Here is a 15,693-nt window from a genome sequence, read left to right as displayed (position 1 = left end):
ACGACTTTTCGCGGGCGCCCGCGCAGCTGTCACGGACACCTGCTCACCTCGGGAAACGGAGTTGTCCACAGGGCAAAAGCCTGTGGACAACTCGGCGCGCGGACCCGCTGCGCCGCAACGGCACTCGCATAATTCCGGCATGACGATGCTCCGGCCACGCGGCCCCCTTCTGCATCCCCGGGTGCCGATCCTGGTCCGATCCACCGGGCAGGTCCAATTGGGCTGGGATCCCGATACCGCGGTGCTCTGTGTGGCGCCGGGGCTGGAAACCCAACAGGTGCTGGGTTTCCTCCGGCTGGTCGACGGACTGAACAGCAAACCCGCGATCATTTGGCGCGCCCGCTCGCTCGGATTGGAACCGGCGCAGGCCACGGCCCTGTTCGAGATGATCGATACCGCCGGTCTACTGGTCCACCCACCCCGCCCGGCCGGTCGCGTGCGGTCGATCCGGGTGCACGGCATCGGTCCGCTCACCGACGCGATCACCGCGGGTCTGCGTGTTCTGGGAATCCGCCCACAGCGCTCGCGCGACTACCGCGGTGAGATCGACGGCCGGGTCCGGCCCGCCGATCTCGTGGTGCTCGCCGACGCCCTGATCCCGGATCCCCGGCTGGTGCGCGATCTGTCCCATGCGCGGACCGCCCATCTGGTCGTGCGGCTTCGCGACGGGAAGGGGATCGTCGGGCCGTTGGTCCAGCCCGGCCGGACCAGCTGCCTGCGCTGCGCGGACCTGACCAGGGTCGATCACGACGCGGAATGGCCGCGACTGGCCGCGCAACTGCTCGGACGGACCGGTCACGCCAGCCCCGCCGGGATCGCCGCGGTGGCCGCGCTCGCGCTCGGCGAACTCGAGACGATCATCGCCTGCGAGCCGCGTTTCCCACCGGAAACGCTGAACAGAACCCTCGAGCTCGATCTCGATACCCGGTCTCTCGATCGCCGGTTATGGGCGCCGCACCCCCGCTGCGGTTGTCTCGGAAGCACAGTCGGCGAGAGCGTGTGATGACATTCACATTCGGTGCGGAGGGTAATTCTCTCCGGTTTTCCGTGGCAGTGAAGCGGGGTTGTCGGCCATTATGGGGGAGTGTCTGAGATCGTGCGCCGGCCTATGTCCCGCAATGCGAAGTTGGCAAAGATCCCGCTGGGAGTAGCGGGGCGCGCCGCGGTCGGTTTCGGCAAGAAGCTCGCAGGTGGCGATCGCAAAGAGATCAACACGGAGCTGAACCAGAAGGCGGCCGAACAGCTGTTTGCCGTACTCGGGGAACTCAAGGGCGGCGCGATGAAATTCGGCCAGGCCCTCAGTGTGATGGAGGCCGCGGTACCGGAGGAGTTCGGCGAGCACTATCGCGAGGCGCTCACCAAACTGCAGGCCGCCGCGCCCCCGATGCCCGCCGCCACCGTGCACCGCGTCCTCGACCAGCAACTCGGTACCGATTGGCGTAAGCGGTTCCGGTCGTTCGAGGACACTCCGGCCGCGTCGGCGAGTATCGGCCAGGTGCATCGGGCGGTGTGGTCGGACGGTCGGCCGGTCGCGGTGAAGGTGCAGTACCCGGGGGCCGACGAGGCGCTGCGCGCCGATCTGCGCACCCTGAACCGGATGACCGGCCTGTTCGCGAAGGTCATTCCCGGCGCCGATGTGAAACCGCTGCTCGCCGAGATCACCGAGCGCACCGAAGAAGAACTGGACTATCGCAACGAGGCCGCGAATCAGCGGGCGTTCAGCAAGGCCTATGACGGACATCCCGAATTCGTGGTGCCCAAAGTGGTCGCCAGTGCGCCGAAGGTGATCGTGAGCGAATGGCTCGACGGCACACCGGTTTCCACGATCATCAGCGCCGGCCAGGCCGATCCGGAGGGGACCCGGGCCCTGCGCAACCGGGTGGCCGGGCTGATGGGCCGGTTCCATTTCTCCGCCCCGGAAACGGTGGGTCTGCTGCACGCCGACCCGCATCCGGGCAATTTCATGATCACCCCGGAGGGCAAGCTCGCGGTGATCGACTACGGCGCCTGTGCACCCCTGCCGGGCGGATTCCCGGAGCTGCTGGGCCGGATCCTCGCGCTGGCGGTCGCCGAGGAGTACGGCGAACTCACCGAGCTCCTGCATGCCAACGGCTGGGTGCAGCCGGGTAGGACGCTCACCGAAACCGAGATCGAGGAGTACCTACGCCCGTTCACCGACCCGATCCGCGCCGAATCGTTCCACTTCACCAGGCGCTGGATGCAGCGGGTGGCGGGTAAGGCGACCGATTACTCCTCGCCGGAGATGAAGACCGCGCGGGCGATGATGTTGCCGGCCGAATACGTGATGATTTTCCGGGTGCTGGGCGGGTCCATCGGTATCTGTGCCCAGCTCGATGCCGAGGTGCCGTTCATGCAGTTGGCCGCCACCTGGCTGCCCGGTTTCCGGGAGCAGCGGGACAGCGCCTGAAAAGTATTACAGCGCTGGAGTTCTCCGGAACCCGGTGATCACCGCGCGCGAATCGATACCGGTACGGAAGCGAACGAGCCGCTCATCGGCGAAGCGATGAGCGGCTCGTTTCCGGTGTGGGTGGATGTCCGCGAGGGACAGGCAGTGCCGATCAGACACAGCTGGCGACCTTGCGCGGCCGGCCCCGCGGGCGCTTACGGGCGATGACGACACCCTGGTCGAAGATCTCGCCGCCCCAGACGCCCCACGGCTCCCGCCGATCGATGGCCGCGGTCAGGCAGCCCTTACGGATCGGGCAGGACGCGCACAGCGCCTTGGCCTCTTCCAGCTGGACCGGGCTCTCGGCGAACCACAGGTCGGGATCGCCCGCTCGGCAGGGCAGGACGCGCTGCCGCTGGCCCCCCGGATCGGTTGCCACGGTGCTACACGCCACATCAGTGGTGGCCGACGGCCAGCTCTGGGTGGTGGTGACCACGTCGTTCTCCTTCAGCTTGTTGTGCAGCGGTTCGGTGTTCGTTCTGCGAAACCGGTGCCTTGTGGGCTGAAGGCCAAAAAAATTCTGGCCACGGTTTCGCATCTGCGTCCCGTGGCCAGGAGGTGTGGGGTTGATCCCTACCTTGGTCGGCTGTGGGGCCGCCTGTTCACGGTCGCTCGGTGTCCTTTGCGAAGGCTTTCCGGTCGCTTATCTGCCACTGCGGGTGCTGCGGCGGGATCGATAGCGAAGGAGCCGACGGCTGCCAGAGCAGCCCCCGGGTGCCAGTTCACGATGGACTGGTCCTGCGATTCGACGATGTTCGGCTGATGCGAATAGCGGATACGTGCCTGCTCACCGGCAATATCGAGGCAGGACAGGCCGGTCCCCTGCAAAGCGAGGAACCCCCGGGAAGCAGCGGACGACCGCATATTCGGCGCTACGGTGACGAAGCCGTAGTTCGTTGTGCCGTTCATCTGACTGCCTCCCTCCTGTACTCGTGGTCGTGATCTCAACTATGTGTCAACTGTGCGCGTGGATGTACCCTCCCGAGCGCGATTTCCACCTTAAGCAATCTCGCCGGAGTCGACAACCTATTTTCTACCTGCAGTTTTGCCGGATTCGGTAGCAAGTGTCGCTACCGGCCGGCGATCGAACGGCGCCGGGACCGGATGATGGCCAGCACCTCGGCCCCGTACTTGCGCATCTTGCTCTCGCCGATACCCAGTGCGGCCAGCGCGGCCTCGTTCTCGGGCAGCTGCTCGGCGATCGCGGTGAGCGTGTTCACACCGAGGATCCCGCGCGGATCCACGGCGAGTTCGGCCGCCTTCTCCCGGCGCCAATCCTGGAGTGCGCCGAGCAGTTCCGTATCCGGTTGTCCCACACAGTTCTTGCACCGGCGCAGCAGCAGCGTCTCCGAATCGAGCAGCGCACGACCGCATATCCGGCACACCGGCCGGTTGGCGTCCGCGGCGGGTCGCGCCGGGGCGGCGGCCCGGGACGCGGGAGAGCCGTCGGGCACCAGGCCGGCGAGGAACCGGGAGCGCCGGCGTGGCCGGCGGTCACCGTCGCCTCGGCTCAGCGCCCACGACAACCGCAGGTGAACCCGGGCCCGGGTCACTCCCACATAGAGCAGCCGGCGCTCCTCCTCCAGCGCCGCCGCATCGGCGACCGATCCGTCACCGTTGAGTGTGTAGGAGATCGGCAGGGTGCCGTCGGTGAGCCCGGCCAGGAACACCGCGTCCCACTCCAGGCCCTTGGCCGCGTGCAACGAGGCCAGGGTCACGCCCTGCACGGTCGGTGGGTGCCGGGCCTCGGCCCGCGCGGCGAGTTCACGCAGCAGTCCGGTCTGTTCCAGACCCGGTTCGTGCTCGACGAGTTCCTCGGTCAGCCGGACCAGCGCCGTCAGGGACTCCCAGCGCTGGCGGGCCTGCGCGCCCGCCGGTGCCGACGCGGTGAGACCGATCGGCGCCAGCGCGGCCCGTACGAGGCTCACCAGGTTCTTTCCGGATCGTGACGTTTCGGGCAGGTCCTCGCGGGACGCCGTCTTGCGCAACTCCTGCACCGCCTGGCGTACCTCCGGCCGCTGGAAGAAACCCTCGCCGCCGCGAACCTGGTAGGCGATCCCGCGCTCGGTCAGTGCCTGCTCGTAGGCCTCCGATTGGGCGTTGATCCGGTACAGCACCGCGATCTCGGCCGCCGGGGTGCCACCGGCCAGGAGTTCCTCGATCCGGCGGGCGATATCGGCCGCCTCCGCGGCGAGCTCGTCGTATTCGGCGAACTCCGGCTCCGGTCCGTCCGGCCGCTGCCCGATCAACTGCAGCCGGGTCCCGGCGATCCGGCCCTGCGCCATCCCGATCACCCGATTGGCGAGATCGACCACCTGCGGAGTCGACCGGTAGTCGCGCTCGAGCCGCACCACGGTCGCCTCTGGGAACCGGCGGGAGAAATCCAGCAACTGGCCGGGTCCGGCTCCGGTGAACGAATAGATGGTCTGGTTGGCGTCCCCGACGACGGTGAGATCGTCGCGGTCCCCCAGCCAGGCGTCCAGGACCCGCTGCTGCAGCGGGGTGATGTCCTGGTATTCGTCGACGACGAAGCATCGGTAGCGTTCCCGGAACTCGTCGGCGACCGAAGGATAGTCCTCGAGCGCGGCGGCGGTGTGCAGCAGTAGATCGTCGAAATCCAGCAGCAGACCTTCCGGCGTGGTCTTCACCGACTCGTAGGCGGCGTAGACCTCCGCGACCCGGGCCGCCGCGAATGGCGTGTCCCGTCGGTGGGCATCGGCTGCCGCGGCGTAATCCTCCGGCGCCACCAGTGAGGATTTGGCCCATTCGATCTCACCGAGCAGATCCTTCACACTCTCGGTCCCGGAAGCCAGGCCCACCCGGTTCGCGGCCTGCGCGACCACGGGGAACTTACTGTCCAGCATCCGCCACGGCACTTCCCCGACCACCTGCGGCCAGAAATACCGCAGCTGCCGCAGCGCCGCGGCATGGAAGGTCCGGGCCTGCACGGTCGAGGCGGCCGCCCCCAGTCCGAGCGCCCGCAGCCGCGCTCGCAACTCCCCGGCCGCTCGGGCGGTGAACGTGACGGCCAGCACCTGATCCGCCCGCACCTGCCCCGCCGCCACCAGATGCGCGATGCGATAGGTGATGGTGCGGGTCTTCCCGGTACCCGCGCCGGCCAGCACACAGACGGGCCCGCGCGGCGCGCGGACGGCGGCGGCCTGCTCCGGGTCCAACTCGGATAGATCGACTGCGCCCATCCGGGGAAGTCTATGCGTGGGCGCCGATGGCCGGTCCGCGGCGCCGAGAAGAACGGAAATGACGCGGCAATAAACGTGGCCCGACGGGTGTTGCTCTGTTCGTGACTGACGTGACCCCTGACCTGACCATGTACTCGACCACCTGGTGCGGTTACTGCCGGCGGTTGAAGACCCAGCTGAAAGAGGCCGGGATCAGCTATGTGGAGATCGATATCGAGGAGGATCCGGCTTCGGCGGAGTTCGTCGGCAGCGTGAACAACGGCAACCATGTGGTGCCGACCGTGAAGTTCGCCGACGGTTCGACCGCCACCAATCCGTCCCTGGCCGAGGTGAAGCAGGCGCTCGCGCGTCTGGCGTGATCTCGTCCGGTCCGCAGGGCCGGGTCGTGGGCGATCTCGTGGATCGCGAGCGTGCCTGTCCCGCATTGTGCGGGACCGGATGGCTAGTGTTGGCCGGGTGAATCGTCGGATCATCACGCTTCTGGTCGCCCTTGTCCCGGTTGTGTTGTTCGGTGTGGTGGGCAGTGTGTTCACCGTGCCGTTCGTCGCGCTGGGGCCCGGACCCACCGTCGATACGCTCGGCACAGTGGACGGTCTCGAGGTCGTGCAGGTGTCGGGAGCCGAGGTCGATCGGACCGCGGGGCACCTGAACATGACCACGGTCGCGGTGCGGGACGGTCTGACGATCTTCGAGGCGCTCGGTTTCTGGGTGAGCGGCCGGCACGGGATCGTGCCGCGCGCCGAGGTGTATCCGCCCGGGGTGTCCCGGGAGGAGGTCGACAAATCGAACGAGCAGGAGTTCATGACCTCGGAGAGCAATGCCGAGGTCGCGGCGATGCGTCAGCTGAACCTGCCCACCGCGGTGTTCGTGCACAAGGTCACCGAGGGCGCTCCGGCCCAGGACGTGCTGCGGGCCGGCGATCAGCTCGTCAGCGTGAACGGCAGGCCGGTGGCGACCACCCAGGACGTGCTCAATGAGGCGTCGGGCCGGGCGCCCGGAACCGTGGTCCCGGTGGTGTACCGCCGCGACGGCGCCGAGCAGACCGCGAACATCACCCTCGGTGCCCGGCCCGACGACGCGGCCAAGGGTTTCCTGGGGTTGACACCCACCGAGTCCGCGGCGCCGCCCATGCAGATCGATTTCAATCTGGCCGATATCGGTGGCCCGTCGGCCGGTTTGATGTTCAGCCTGGCGCTGGTGGAGAAGCTGAGCCCCGGCGACCTCGACGGCGGGTCCTTCGTGGCGGGGACCGGCAGCATCGACGAGGACGGCAAGGTCGGCGCGATCGGCGGGATCCAGTACAAGATGATGGCGGCCCGGGAGGCGGGCGCGGAAACGTTCCTGGTCCCGGCCGGTAATTGCAACGAGGCGAGTCAGCGGGTCCCCGACGGTCTGCGGCTGGTGCGGGTGGAGACGCTGGCGGGTGCGGTGCAGGCGCTCGAGGATCTGTCGGCGGGGCAGGAAGCCGTCGGCTGCGGCTGAGGTATCCGCGGACGGCGGAGTACGTGCGCCCGGGCCCGCGGGCCCGGGCGTTCTCCGTTCAGTCGGTTTCCTCGAGTGTGTGACGCAGGGCTTCCACCAGGTTCGGCGCGAGGTTCGGGTAGGTGCGCAGGTCGAGGTCGGCGCCGTCGTCTTCGCCCTCTTCGGGCCGGAGCTGCAACAGGCACAGACTGTTTCCCGAACGCAGCACAGCCGCGAAGAGCCGGGCCTCGCGCCGTCCCGGGTGCGCATGGGCGGCGGCCCGGCCGGCCGCGTCGGCGGCGTCCGCATCGGCCAGCAGCGGAGTGAGAGCGTCGTCGAGATCCTCCTCGGCGTCCGGTGGGAGAACCACGATCTCCTGCACCAGGACACAGCCGGCCACCGCGGGCGGCCAACTGGTGGTGGCGAGGAATTCGTCGAGTGCCATCGATCCGCCGGCCACATGATCGGGCAGGGGGTCCTGGGCGATCGGTGTCAGTTCGTCCGCGGCGTCCACCTCGTCGATGAGCGCGGGTTCGGCGGCCACCAGATCCGCGGTTCGCACCAGCGCGAACATCTGCGGCGATCTCCCCCAGCCCTCGGCGTCCACGAACTCCGCGACTTCGTGGACGGAACGGGCAAGGACGATTTCGGCATGCAGATCGGCGCTCACCCGACCATCCTCGCATCCGCCGCCGCGACACCGCCCGAACCCTGCGGTCGCGAAGATGTCCGTTTTCCGTAGAGTGGGCCCAGAGGGTCCGTACGGGCCCGACCTCAACAATTCGGACTGCGGCGCAGCGGCCGGTGGCGCTACCGGCTCACTCGCCGCCGGACCCTGGAGAGTGGCATCGTGGGCATGCGCCCCCCCGCCGGTTTACCGTCGCTGTCCCGGCGCAGCCGTCTGCTGCTGGTGGCTGCGGTGGTGCTGGCCGCACTGCTGTTGGTAGGGCCCCGGCTCATCGATACCTATACGAACTGGCTGTGGTTCGGGGAGGTCGATTTCCGCGGCGTCTACCTGACCGTGCTGCTGACCAGGGTCGCGGTATTCGCTGTGGTCGCGCTCTTGGTCGGGGTGATCCTCTGGCTCGCCCTGTTACTGGCCTACCGATCACGCCCGGTGTTCGTGCCGACCTCGGGCGCCGGCGATCCGATCGCCCGGTACCGGACGACGGTGCTCGGCAAGCTGAAATTGTTCGGGCTCGGTATCCCGGCGTTGCTGGGTGTGCTGTCCGGGCTGGTCGCCCAGTCGAACTGGGTCACCGTGCAATTGTTCCTGCACGGCGGTTCGTTCGGCCGTACCGATCCGCAGTTCGGTCTCGATGTGGGCTTCTATGCCTTCGATCTGCCGTTCTACCGGATGGTGCTGAACTGGTTGTTCGTCGCCGTGGTGATCGCTTTCTTCGCGAATCTGGTGACCCACTACATCTTCGGCGGGTTGCGGCTGACCGGGCGCGAGGGCGTGCTCACCACTCCGGCGCGGATCCAGCTCGCGGTGCTGGCCGGGATCTTCGTGCTGCTGAAGGCCGTCGCCTACTGGTTCGACCGTTATCAGCTGCTGATGAGCAACCGGAAGGAACCCACCTTCAACGGTGGTTCGTTCACCGATATCAACGCGGTGCTGCCGGCCAAGCTGATCCTGATGTCCATCGCGATCATCTGCGCACTGGCCTTCTTCGCCGGAATCGTGCTGCGTGATCTGCGGGTGCCCGCGATGGCGGCGGCGCTGCTGGTGCTCTCCTCGGTGCTGGTGGGTGCGGTGTGGCCGCTCATGGTCGAGCAGTTCTCGGTGCGGCCGAACGCGGCGGAGAAGGAGAGCGAGTACATCGAGCGCAATATCGCCGCCACCCGGGAGGCCTACGGGATCACCGACGACAAGATCGAATACGTCGACTACAAGGGGGAGAGCAGCAAGAATCCGGTGACCGTGCCGGTGGACCATGCCACCATCGCCAACGCCCGGTTGCTGGATCCCAACATCCTGTCCCCGACGTTCACCCAGCTGCGGCAGCTGAAGAACTTCTACGGCTTTCCCGAGGCGCTCGATATCGACCGATATGAGCTCAACGGCCAGGTCCAGGACTACATCGTGGCCGCCCGCGAACTGTCTCCGGCCACCCTGAGCGGTAACCAGACCGACTGGATCAACAAGCACACGGTCTACACGCACGGCAACGGGTTCGTCGCCGCGCCCGCCAACCGGGTCAACCGGCCACAGTCCGAGGACCCCAACGCCGCGGGTGGCAGCAGCGATTCGGGCTACCCCATCTTCCTGGTCAGCGATCTGTTCACGCCGAAGGATCAGCAGCGGATCAAGGTCGATCAGCCGCGTATCTACTACGGCGAGCTGATCTCGCAGTCCGATCCCGACTACGCCATCGTCGGTACGAAGGACGGTCAGAACCCCCGCGAGTACGACACCGACCAGGCCCGCTTCACCTATGACGGCGCCGGCGGTGTGCCGATCGGGAACTGGTTCAACCGGCTCGCGTTCGCGGCCAAGTACGCCGAACGCAATATCCTGTTCTCCTCGGCGATCAGCGCTGATTCGAAGATCCTGTACAACCGTTCGCCGCGGGACCGGGTACAGAAGGTCGCGCCGTGGCTGACCCCGGACGGCAACGCCTATCCGGCGGTCGTGGACGGGCGCATCGTCTGGATCGTGGACGCCTACACGACGCTCGACAGCTACCCCTACGCCCAGACCACCTCGCTCGAGGGCGCGGTCGAGGACAGCGTCGATCAGCGGACCGGCCGGCTGCTGCCGCGTAAAGAGGTCAGCTATATCCGCAACTCGGTGAAGGCCACGGTCGACGCCTACGACGGCACGGTCAAGCTGTACGAGACCGACCCCGGCGACCCGGTCCTGCAGGCCTGGCGGGGAGTGTTCCCGGACGCGGTGATCCCGGAGAGCGAGATCGGTCCCGAGCTACGCGAGCACTTCCGGTATCCGGAGGATCTGTTCAAGGTGCAGCGCGAGATGCTGACCAAGTACCACGTGGACGATCCGCGCGAGTTCTTCACCAACAACGCCTTCTGGTCGGTGCCCGCCGATCCGACGGTGGAGGGGGTGTCGGCCAGCCAGCCGCCGTACTACGTGCTGCTCGGCGATGCGGAGACCGGTAAGCCGGTGTTCAATCTGACCAGCGCGATGGTCGGATACAACCGGCAGTTCCTGTCCTCCTATATATCGGTGCGCTCCGATCCGGACGGCTACGGCAAGTTCCGGATCCTGCAGCTGCCGACCGATACGCAGACCCAGGGTCCGCAGCAGACACAGAACACGATGACGACAGCGCCGCAGGTCTCCCAGGAGAAGACGCTGCTGTCGAACTCGAACAAGATCAGATACGGCAATCTGCTCACCCTGCCGGTGGCCGACGGCGGCATCCTCTATGTGGAGCCGTTCTACAACGAGCGCAATACCGGCCAGAACACCGCGACCTTCCCGCAGCTGCTGCGCGTGCTGGTCAGCTACCGCGACCAGGCCGGCAGCGTGAAGGTCGGTTACGGGTCGACGCTGGCCGACGCGTTGAACCAGGTGCTACCCGGTGCCGGTGCGCTGGCCACCCCGTCCGGTGGCGATCCGGCCACCCGGCCGAGTCCCGGCAGCGCACCGCCGCAGCCCCAGGTTGACGATTCCCAGGATCAGGGCGCCTCGACTCCCAACGGCTCGACGCCGCCGCCCGCGAGTACCGGTTCGTCCGCGCGGGATGCCGCGGCGGCGGAGCTGGGTCGCAAGATCGAAGAGGTGCGCGCCGCCATGCGTACCGGCAACTTCGAGGACTTCGGCCGGGCACTGGACGAGCTGGACGCCGCCGTGAAGGCATATCAGGACGCCGGCGGGGGTAGGTAACAGCCGGATCCCGGCGCGGAGCCGACACCTGTCGGCTCCGCGCGGTGAGCGGTGGCGGGGTCCGGTCGGATTCCGGGTCGGAAAACGAAGAAGAGGCGCTGCCATCCGGAGGGATGGCAGCGCCTCTTCGTACGCGCTGGATAGCGACGCGCTCAGAGCGCGCCGGGCGGGGTCACAGGTACTGACCGCACACCGGCCATGCGCCGGGGCCCTGAGTGGCGAGAACGTTCTCGGCCACGCGGATCTGCTCCTCACGGCTGGCGTTCGCGGCGCTGCCGCTACCGCCGTTGGCCTCCCAGGTGCTCTGGGTGAACTGCAGACCGCCGTAGAAGCCGTTGCCGGTGTTGGTGGACCAGTTGCCGCTGCTCTCGCACTCGGCGACGGCGTCCCAGTTGCCCGAGGCAGCCGTTGCGGTGGCGGTGGAAAGACCGAACGGTACGGCAACGAGGGCCCCGGCGATAGCGGTCATGCCGAGAACGCGGGTGCTGAACTTTCGGGTCTTGGACATATGCGAATCCCTGCCTGTGCCCACCGGCAGCGCGTTGGAAGCTTGCGTGCCCCTGTCCCCAGGTGATGTGTCGGGGTTTGATCCGAACCGTGGGACAGGGTTGCCGGTGTTCTCCGGTTCGGTCGGCCCGTCCCGGTCTGGTCGGGGCCTGCGAACGACGGTAACGAAGAAATCTCGTCAGATCACGTATCGATAACTATCAATACGTCGATTGGTGCAGGGCGGGAATATGTGGAAAAGTCCAGGTCGTAAACGGATTTCTCCCCTACCCACGGCGGTTCGCGGCAACACGGAAATGTGACCGGGATCACCGTAAATGAGTAATTCGTGTCACGCGTATAGCGATCGAGACAACGGGCAATCGCACCGTTAACATTCTGAGGCCTCTTGCCTGATTGCCGCCGCGGGGCCCGGGGCGCGAGAGGGTCGATGGTTGCCGACAGGGCTCGGTGCCTGCCCGGCGGTCGCCGGTCCGGCCTGGGGGTTCGCCGGCCGATAGGTGCTTTGAGCTGGCGATTTGGCAGTCTCCGGCAGCCGTGTGTAATGTTGTGTTCACCCAACGCGGGGTGGAGCAGCTCGGTAGCTCGCTGGGCTCATAACCCAGAGGTCGCAGGTTCAAATCCTGTCCCCGCTACTAACGGAGAAGGCCCCGGAACTACGGTTCCGGGGCCTTCTCCGTTTCTATGGTCCGGCCGGGTAGTGGCCGAAGCGGCCGGCCGTCGGAGGTCTGCTCCTCGGGGCCACCGCTGCGCGATCGGACGCCGCCTCGGGCGCTCGGGGTCCGCCTGCGATCGACGCAAGGCCAGCTCAGCGGCATGTTTTGGTGTTGCGAGAGGTAGTGCGTAGTGTTGATGACACCCAACGCGGGGTGGAGCAGCTCGGTAGCTCGCTGGGCTCATAACCCAGAGGTCGCAGGTTCAAATCCTGTCCCCGCTACTACAGGAAAGGTCCCGGAGAGATTCTCTCCGGGACCTTTTCTTTTCTGTGTCGCGGCGTCGCCGCCCGATGGCCGCCTTCTCTACCACCTGTAGGGCCGAGCTGTCCGAAGCCGCCGTGGCGCCTGGCGGTCGTGTGTGGTTCTCCGTCGTGCGGTCGGCCGGCGGGAACAGCGTCGCCGAGCCCGGGGCCGGTGACCGGCTCTCGCAACGCCCACGCGAGCTACCGTCCTGACCGAATTGTCCTGGTTCGGTGGGTGTTCGGCGTGCCGGCCGGGAGTGGTGGTCCCGCCGGTGGCCGGATGCGTTGCCGGAGCAAAAGAATGGGCAATCATGTGGCTATTACATCAAGGAAAGCTCCCGATCCGGTTCCGGCGGGGCGAATATCGTTCGAAAAAGGTGGTCGAAACGTATTTATGAGCGGGCGAATTAGTAATAGCTGGCGTGCATCACATAAATTACATCGGTGCAATTCAATGGCCTCTCGGGCTGCGGTCCGATGGTGCGCAACCGCTTGCCGACTGCCCGCGATGGGCATTGGGTGATCGGATTCGGGTACCGCCGGGCCGGTTTCAACGGCGGAACCGCGGTGGCATTCCGGGCACCGGCAGGTAGCGATGTCGCCGCGCCGCCCCCTGGCGGGGCTCCGGCGGAGGGCGGGGTGTGCGACGTTGCCGGATGCCGACCGAGCTGCTTTGCTGGATCAACTGCCGCGAACCGGAGGGGATGAGCTGTCGTGCCATCTGATTTCACGCTGAAGGCCGTCAACGCCGTGCACCGAGCTCTGCTGCGTATCAGCTTCGGCCGCCTGGGCACCGAATACTTCGGGATGCCGGCGCTGGAACTGACCACCGTCGGCCGTAAGAGCGGGCAACCGCGCTCGGTCATGCTGACCGCTCCGGTCGTCGAGGGCGAGGAGTACATCATTGTCGCGTCCCGGGCCGGTGACCCGACCCACCCGGCGTGGTACCGGAACCTTCGCGACAATCCCGCCGTCGAGGTCTCCTTCCGCAACGGTCCGCGCCGGCCGATGACCGCCCAGGTCCTCTCTGCGGAGCAGCGGGAGCCGTTGTGGTCCCGGATCACCGCCGCCTATCCCGTATACGGGGATTACCAGAAGCGCACCGACCGGGAGATCCCGCTGGTCCGGCTCACGCCGACGGCAGGAGACATTTAGCCGCGCGCGGCCGCGGCGAGTATCTCGGGTAGGCGGGCCGATTCGACGGGTATCCCTGTGCGGGCCTGGCGATGCCCGGACCGCCCGCCGCACGATCACGTCGGTGCCGGATCGCCGTGCCACGGTGCGTCCGGAGGCTGTGATACGTCGCCGTTGTCGTCCGGAGGGTGCGGCATGTTGCCGTCGAGGGACGCGCGAGTGACTCGAATTCCGGGTGGTCGATCGTCGCCGAGTATGAGCGGGCGATTCGGATTCCACGTGGTCGTTCCGCCGCGGTGAAGTGTGGGGCGCCAGAGGTTCCGGGCGGCTCTCGCCGAGGGCGACGCGGACCGGCCGATCACGCGGCGTGTCCCTGGATGATCCGAGAGTCCCATCGTCGCGGCCCCGCGAGAACTTGCACCCGCGCGGGACCGATCCGGGGACCCGGCCGCCGGCGGCGCCGCCCCGGGTCGCCTCCGTCGCCGTGATCTCCGTCTTGGAGCACGCCGTGATATTCGAGCGACTGATGGCCGTGGCGAGCGAATCGGCGCGCGGTATCGCTTGGTGTTCCGGCGCCGGATCGGCGACGGGTGCCGACGCCTTGCGGCGCCGGGTCCGGCGGATGGGCCGGTGGGCGGCTCAGCCGTTTCGGGTGAGGCTCGGGGGCGCCGGTTCGGATTCCGCGACCGGGGCCGCGGCGGTCGGATCGGTCATGATGTCGCGCCACCAGGAATCCAGCCGGCTGGGCTCCGGCCAGATCACGGGTGCGTGCTCGGCGGTCGATTCCACGTCGTTCTCCTCGGGGCCGGTGTTGTCGGGCATCCTTGCCTCCTGTACGCGTGGTGCGCCGGCGGGTCGCTGCGCGTATTCGTACGCTGCTTCGATTGCGCCCCCCGTAACCGGTGTCGCCGGGAATTCCCGCGACCGAGCAACGTAGTGACAGCAGATCGCCGGACCCGCCCGGTACCAATGTGCCGCAATTCTAGCGTTTTTCGCACCGGCTGCCCACGGATTGGAATCCGGGGGCAGGCCGGTGACTTATTCCTGGTGGAACCATCTGTCCGCGCGGTATTCTGGATGTGTCTGTGCGAGAACGTCTTCCGATGCTACGCGACGCGTCGTCGCTTCCCGAGTCGACAAAACGACCGGTTTGTAATATATCGCGAATGTATTGCGTGATGTATGCGCGCAATCCCGAATTAATGCCGGTGTAAATGTACTTTCATTTGATCGTGCAGAACGGGGTGACATATGAAATCCCGGTGAAGAAATCCCCGGTCGGGCGGTCGGCGGAGCGGAACGACGCGGGAACGGCCGGTCCCGGCGGCGGTGCTGAGTACACTGCCAGGCATGTCGGTGGCGTCGTCGCGATCGCGGATTCCGGGGGAGATCAACGGATACGAGGCGCGCTGGGAGCAGCACAATACCGAGCGCCAGTTGCGCATCCTGCGGGCCGCGGTCGAACTACTGGAGGAGAAGCCCCTGGGCGCCGATGTGCCCGTGCGGCAGATCGCCGAACGGGCCGGAGTCGCCAAATCCGTGGTGTACCGGCAGTTCAGCGGCCGGGAGGATCTGGACCGGCGCATCCGGTCGTACCTGATCGACGAGCTGGGGGCCGTGCTGGACGCGCAGCTGGATGTATCGTCCGGCTCGGTGCGCGAGATCATCACCCGAACGGTTCGCGCGGTCGCGGACTGGATGGGCGACCACCCCAACCTGGCCGCGTTCGCGCGGACCGGCCCGCCGGTCGGCGGGCCCGACAGCGTGGACGCCATCTCCAGCCTGAAGATCCGGATCACCGAGCGGTCACGTGAGCTGATCGATGCGATCGCCCGCATCATGGAGGTGGAGTCGGCCGCGCTGGAGCCGGTGCCGTTCGCCGTGGTGACCATGGTCGAAGGGGTGCTGGCCGCGTGGGTCGCCGATCCGGAGCCGAGCCGGACGCGAGCGGAAATGGTCGCGGACCTCTCCGGCTACGCCTGGTACATCCTCGACGGCGCGGCCCGGACGGTCGGTGTGACGGTGGATCCGGACCGGGAATTGGCGCAGGTGGTCGCCGGACCGCGTGGTTCGGCTCCGTAAGTGTGGGGTCGTCGACCGGACCGAACGTCGT

General features: G+C 67.2%; 13 protein-coding genes and 2 tRNA genes. 9 read left to right on the top strand and 6 right to left on the bottom strand.

Translation table 11 applies throughout. The features are described from left to right. Positions 1-139 precede the first annotated feature (139 nt). Positions 140-1,003 (top strand): TOMM precursor leader peptide-binding protein, encoded by an 864-nt coding sequence (locus tag NF4_RS24055; protein ID WP_063129633.1) that lies wholly within the window; start codon positions 140-142, stop codon positions 1,001-1,003. Positions 1,004-1,108: 105 nt separating this feature from the next. After that, positions 1,109-2,428: an ABC1 kinase family protein gene (locus NF4_RS24050; protein WP_084533397.1), complete on the top strand. Its 1,320-nt coding sequence runs from the start codon at positions 1,109-1,111 to the stop codon at positions 2,426-2,428. A 151-nt stretch (positions 2,429-2,579) separates the two neighbouring features. On the opposite strand, the gene NF4_RS24045 is transcribed toward NF4_RS24050, so the two are convergent. From NF4_RS24045 to NF4_RS24040, 3 genes are all read right to left on the bottom strand, one after another. Beyond that, entirely contained in the window at positions 2,580-2,861 is a 282-nt protein-coding gene (locus tag NF4_RS24045; RefSeq protein WP_051714877.1) for a WhiB family transcriptional regulator, read from the bottom strand. Positions 2,862-3,040: 179 nt separating this feature from the next. Beyond that, a complete protein-coding gene (locus tag NF4_RS38005) occupies positions 3,041-3,376 on the bottom strand; it encodes a hypothetical protein (RefSeq protein ID WP_156059084.1) in 336 nt (111 codons plus the stop codon). 161 nt (positions 3,377-3,537) lie between these two features. After that, positions 3,538-5,667 (bottom strand): ATP-dependent DNA helicase UvrD2, encoded by a 2,130-nt coding sequence (locus NF4_RS24040; protein ID WP_063129631.1) that lies wholly within the window; start codon positions 5,665-5,667, stop codon positions 3,538-3,540. A 128-nt stretch (positions 5,668-5,795) separates the two neighbouring features. Between NF4_RS24040 and NF4_RS24035 the strand changes: the two genes are divergently transcribed. Both NF4_RS24035 and NF4_RS24030 read left to right on the top strand, forming a co-directional pair. Then, positions 5,796-6,026 (top strand): mycoredoxin, encoded by a 231-nt coding sequence (locus tag NF4_RS24035; RefSeq protein ID WP_063129630.1) that lies wholly within the window; start codon positions 5,796-5,798, stop codon positions 6,024-6,026. A gap of 97 nt (positions 6,027-6,123) precedes the next feature. Next, positions 6,124-7,149, top strand: coding sequence for a YlbL family protein (locus NF4_RS24030; RefSeq protein ID WP_198165446.1), 1,026 nt, complete (start codon positions 6,124-6,126; stop codon positions 7,147-7,149). A gap of 58 nt (positions 7,150-7,207) precedes the next feature. Here NF4_RS24030 and NF4_RS24025 read toward each other — a convergent pair whose 3' ends face one another. Further along, on the bottom strand, positions 7,208-7,798 hold the full coding sequence (locus tag NF4_RS24025; protein WP_063129629.1) for a PPA1309 family protein: 591 nt from the start codon (positions 7,796-7,798) through the stop codon (positions 7,208-7,210). Positions 7,799-7,978: 180 nt separating this feature from the next. Between NF4_RS24025 and NF4_RS24020 the strand changes: the two genes are divergently transcribed. After that, positions 7,979-10,981, top strand: coding sequence for a UPF0182 family protein (locus tag NF4_RS24020; RefSeq protein WP_063129628.1), 3,003 nt, complete (start codon positions 7,979-7,981; stop codon positions 10,979-10,981). A 172-nt stretch (positions 10,982-11,153) separates the two neighbouring features. On the opposite strand, the gene NF4_RS24015 is transcribed toward NF4_RS24020, so the two are convergent. Further along, the gene (locus NF4_RS24015) at positions 11,154-11,489 is read right to left on the bottom strand and encodes a transglycosylase family protein (protein ID WP_063129627.1); all 336 of its coding nucleotides are present in this window, start codon (positions 11,487-11,489) and stop codon (positions 11,154-11,156) included. A gap of 560 nt (positions 11,490-12,049) precedes the next feature. On the opposite strand from NF4_RS24015, the gene NF4_RS24010 reads away from it, so the two are divergent. The 3 genes from NF4_RS24010 to NF4_RS24000 all read left to right on the top strand — a co-directional run bounded on the left by NF4_RS24010 (position 12,050) and on the right by NF4_RS24000 (position 13,601). After that, positions 12,050-12,123: transfer RNA gene (locus NF4_RS24010), tRNA-Met, on the top strand. Positions 12,124-12,351: 228 nt separating this feature from the next. Continuing rightward, positions 12,352-12,425: transfer RNA gene (locus NF4_RS24005), tRNA-Met, on the top strand. Positions 12,426-13,160: 735 nt separating this feature from the next. Then, on the top strand, positions 13,161-13,601 hold the full coding sequence (locus NF4_RS24000; protein ID WP_063129626.1) for a nitroreductase/quinone reductase family protein: 441 nt from the start codon (positions 13,161-13,163) through the stop codon (positions 13,599-13,601). Positions 13,602-14,219: 618 nt separating this feature from the next. On the opposite strand, the gene NF4_RS23995 is transcribed toward NF4_RS24000, so the two are convergent. Next, positions 14,220-14,402: a hypothetical protein gene (locus NF4_RS23995; protein ID WP_030523439.1), complete on the bottom strand. Its 183-nt coding sequence runs from the start codon at positions 14,400-14,402 to the stop codon at positions 14,220-14,222. 528 nt (positions 14,403-14,930) lie between these two features. Here NF4_RS23995 and NF4_RS23990 point away from each other — a divergent pair. After that, positions 14,931-15,662 (top strand): TetR/AcrR family transcriptional regulator, encoded by a 732-nt coding sequence (locus NF4_RS23990; protein ID WP_063129625.1) that lies wholly within the window; start codon positions 14,931-14,933, stop codon positions 15,660-15,662. Positions 15,663-15,693: the final 31 nt, after the last annotated feature.

The organism is Nocardia fusca NBRC 14340, assembly GCF_001618425.1.
GTDB classification, from domain to species: Bacteria; Actinomycetota; Actinomycetes; order Mycobacteriales; family Mycobacteriaceae; genus Nocardia; species Nocardia fusca.
This window is presented reverse-complemented; position numbering and strand designations above follow the sequence as displayed.

What these genes read in the sequence shown, in the direction of transcription:
- NF4_RS38005 (WP_156059084.1), bottom strand. Translation starts at nt 3,376, where the DNA reads ATGAACGGCACAACGAACTACGGCTTCGTCACCGTAGCGCCGAATATG.
- NF4_RS23995 (WP_030523439.1), bottom strand. Translation starts at nt 14,402, where the DNA reads ATGCCCGACAACACCGGCCCCGAGGAGAACGACGTGGAATCGACCGCC.
- NF4_RS23990 (WP_063129625.1), top strand. Translation starts at nt 14,931, where the DNA reads ATGTCGGTGGCGTCGTCGCGATCGCGGATTCCGGGGGAGATCAACGGA.
- NF4_RS24035 (WP_063129630.1), top strand. Translation starts at nt 5,796, where the DNA reads ATGTACTCGACCACCTGGTGCGGTTACTGCCGGCGGTTGAAGACCCAG.
- NF4_RS24055 (WP_063129633.1), top strand. Translation starts at nt 140, where the DNA reads ATGACGATGCTCCGGCCACGCGGCCCCCTTCTGCATCCCCGGGTGCCG.
- NF4_RS24040 (WP_063129631.1), bottom strand. Translation starts at nt 5,667, where the DNA reads ATGGGCGCAGTCGATCTATCCGAGTTGGACCCGGAGCAGGCCGCCGCC.
- NF4_RS24050 (WP_084533397.1), top strand. Translation starts at nt 1,109, where the DNA reads ATGTCCCGCAATGCGAAGTTGGCAAAGATCCCGCTGGGAGTAGCGGGG.
- NF4_RS24015 (WP_063129627.1), bottom strand. Translation starts at nt 11,489, where the DNA reads ATGTCCAAGACCCGAAAGTTCAGCACCCGCGTTCTCGGCATGACCGCT.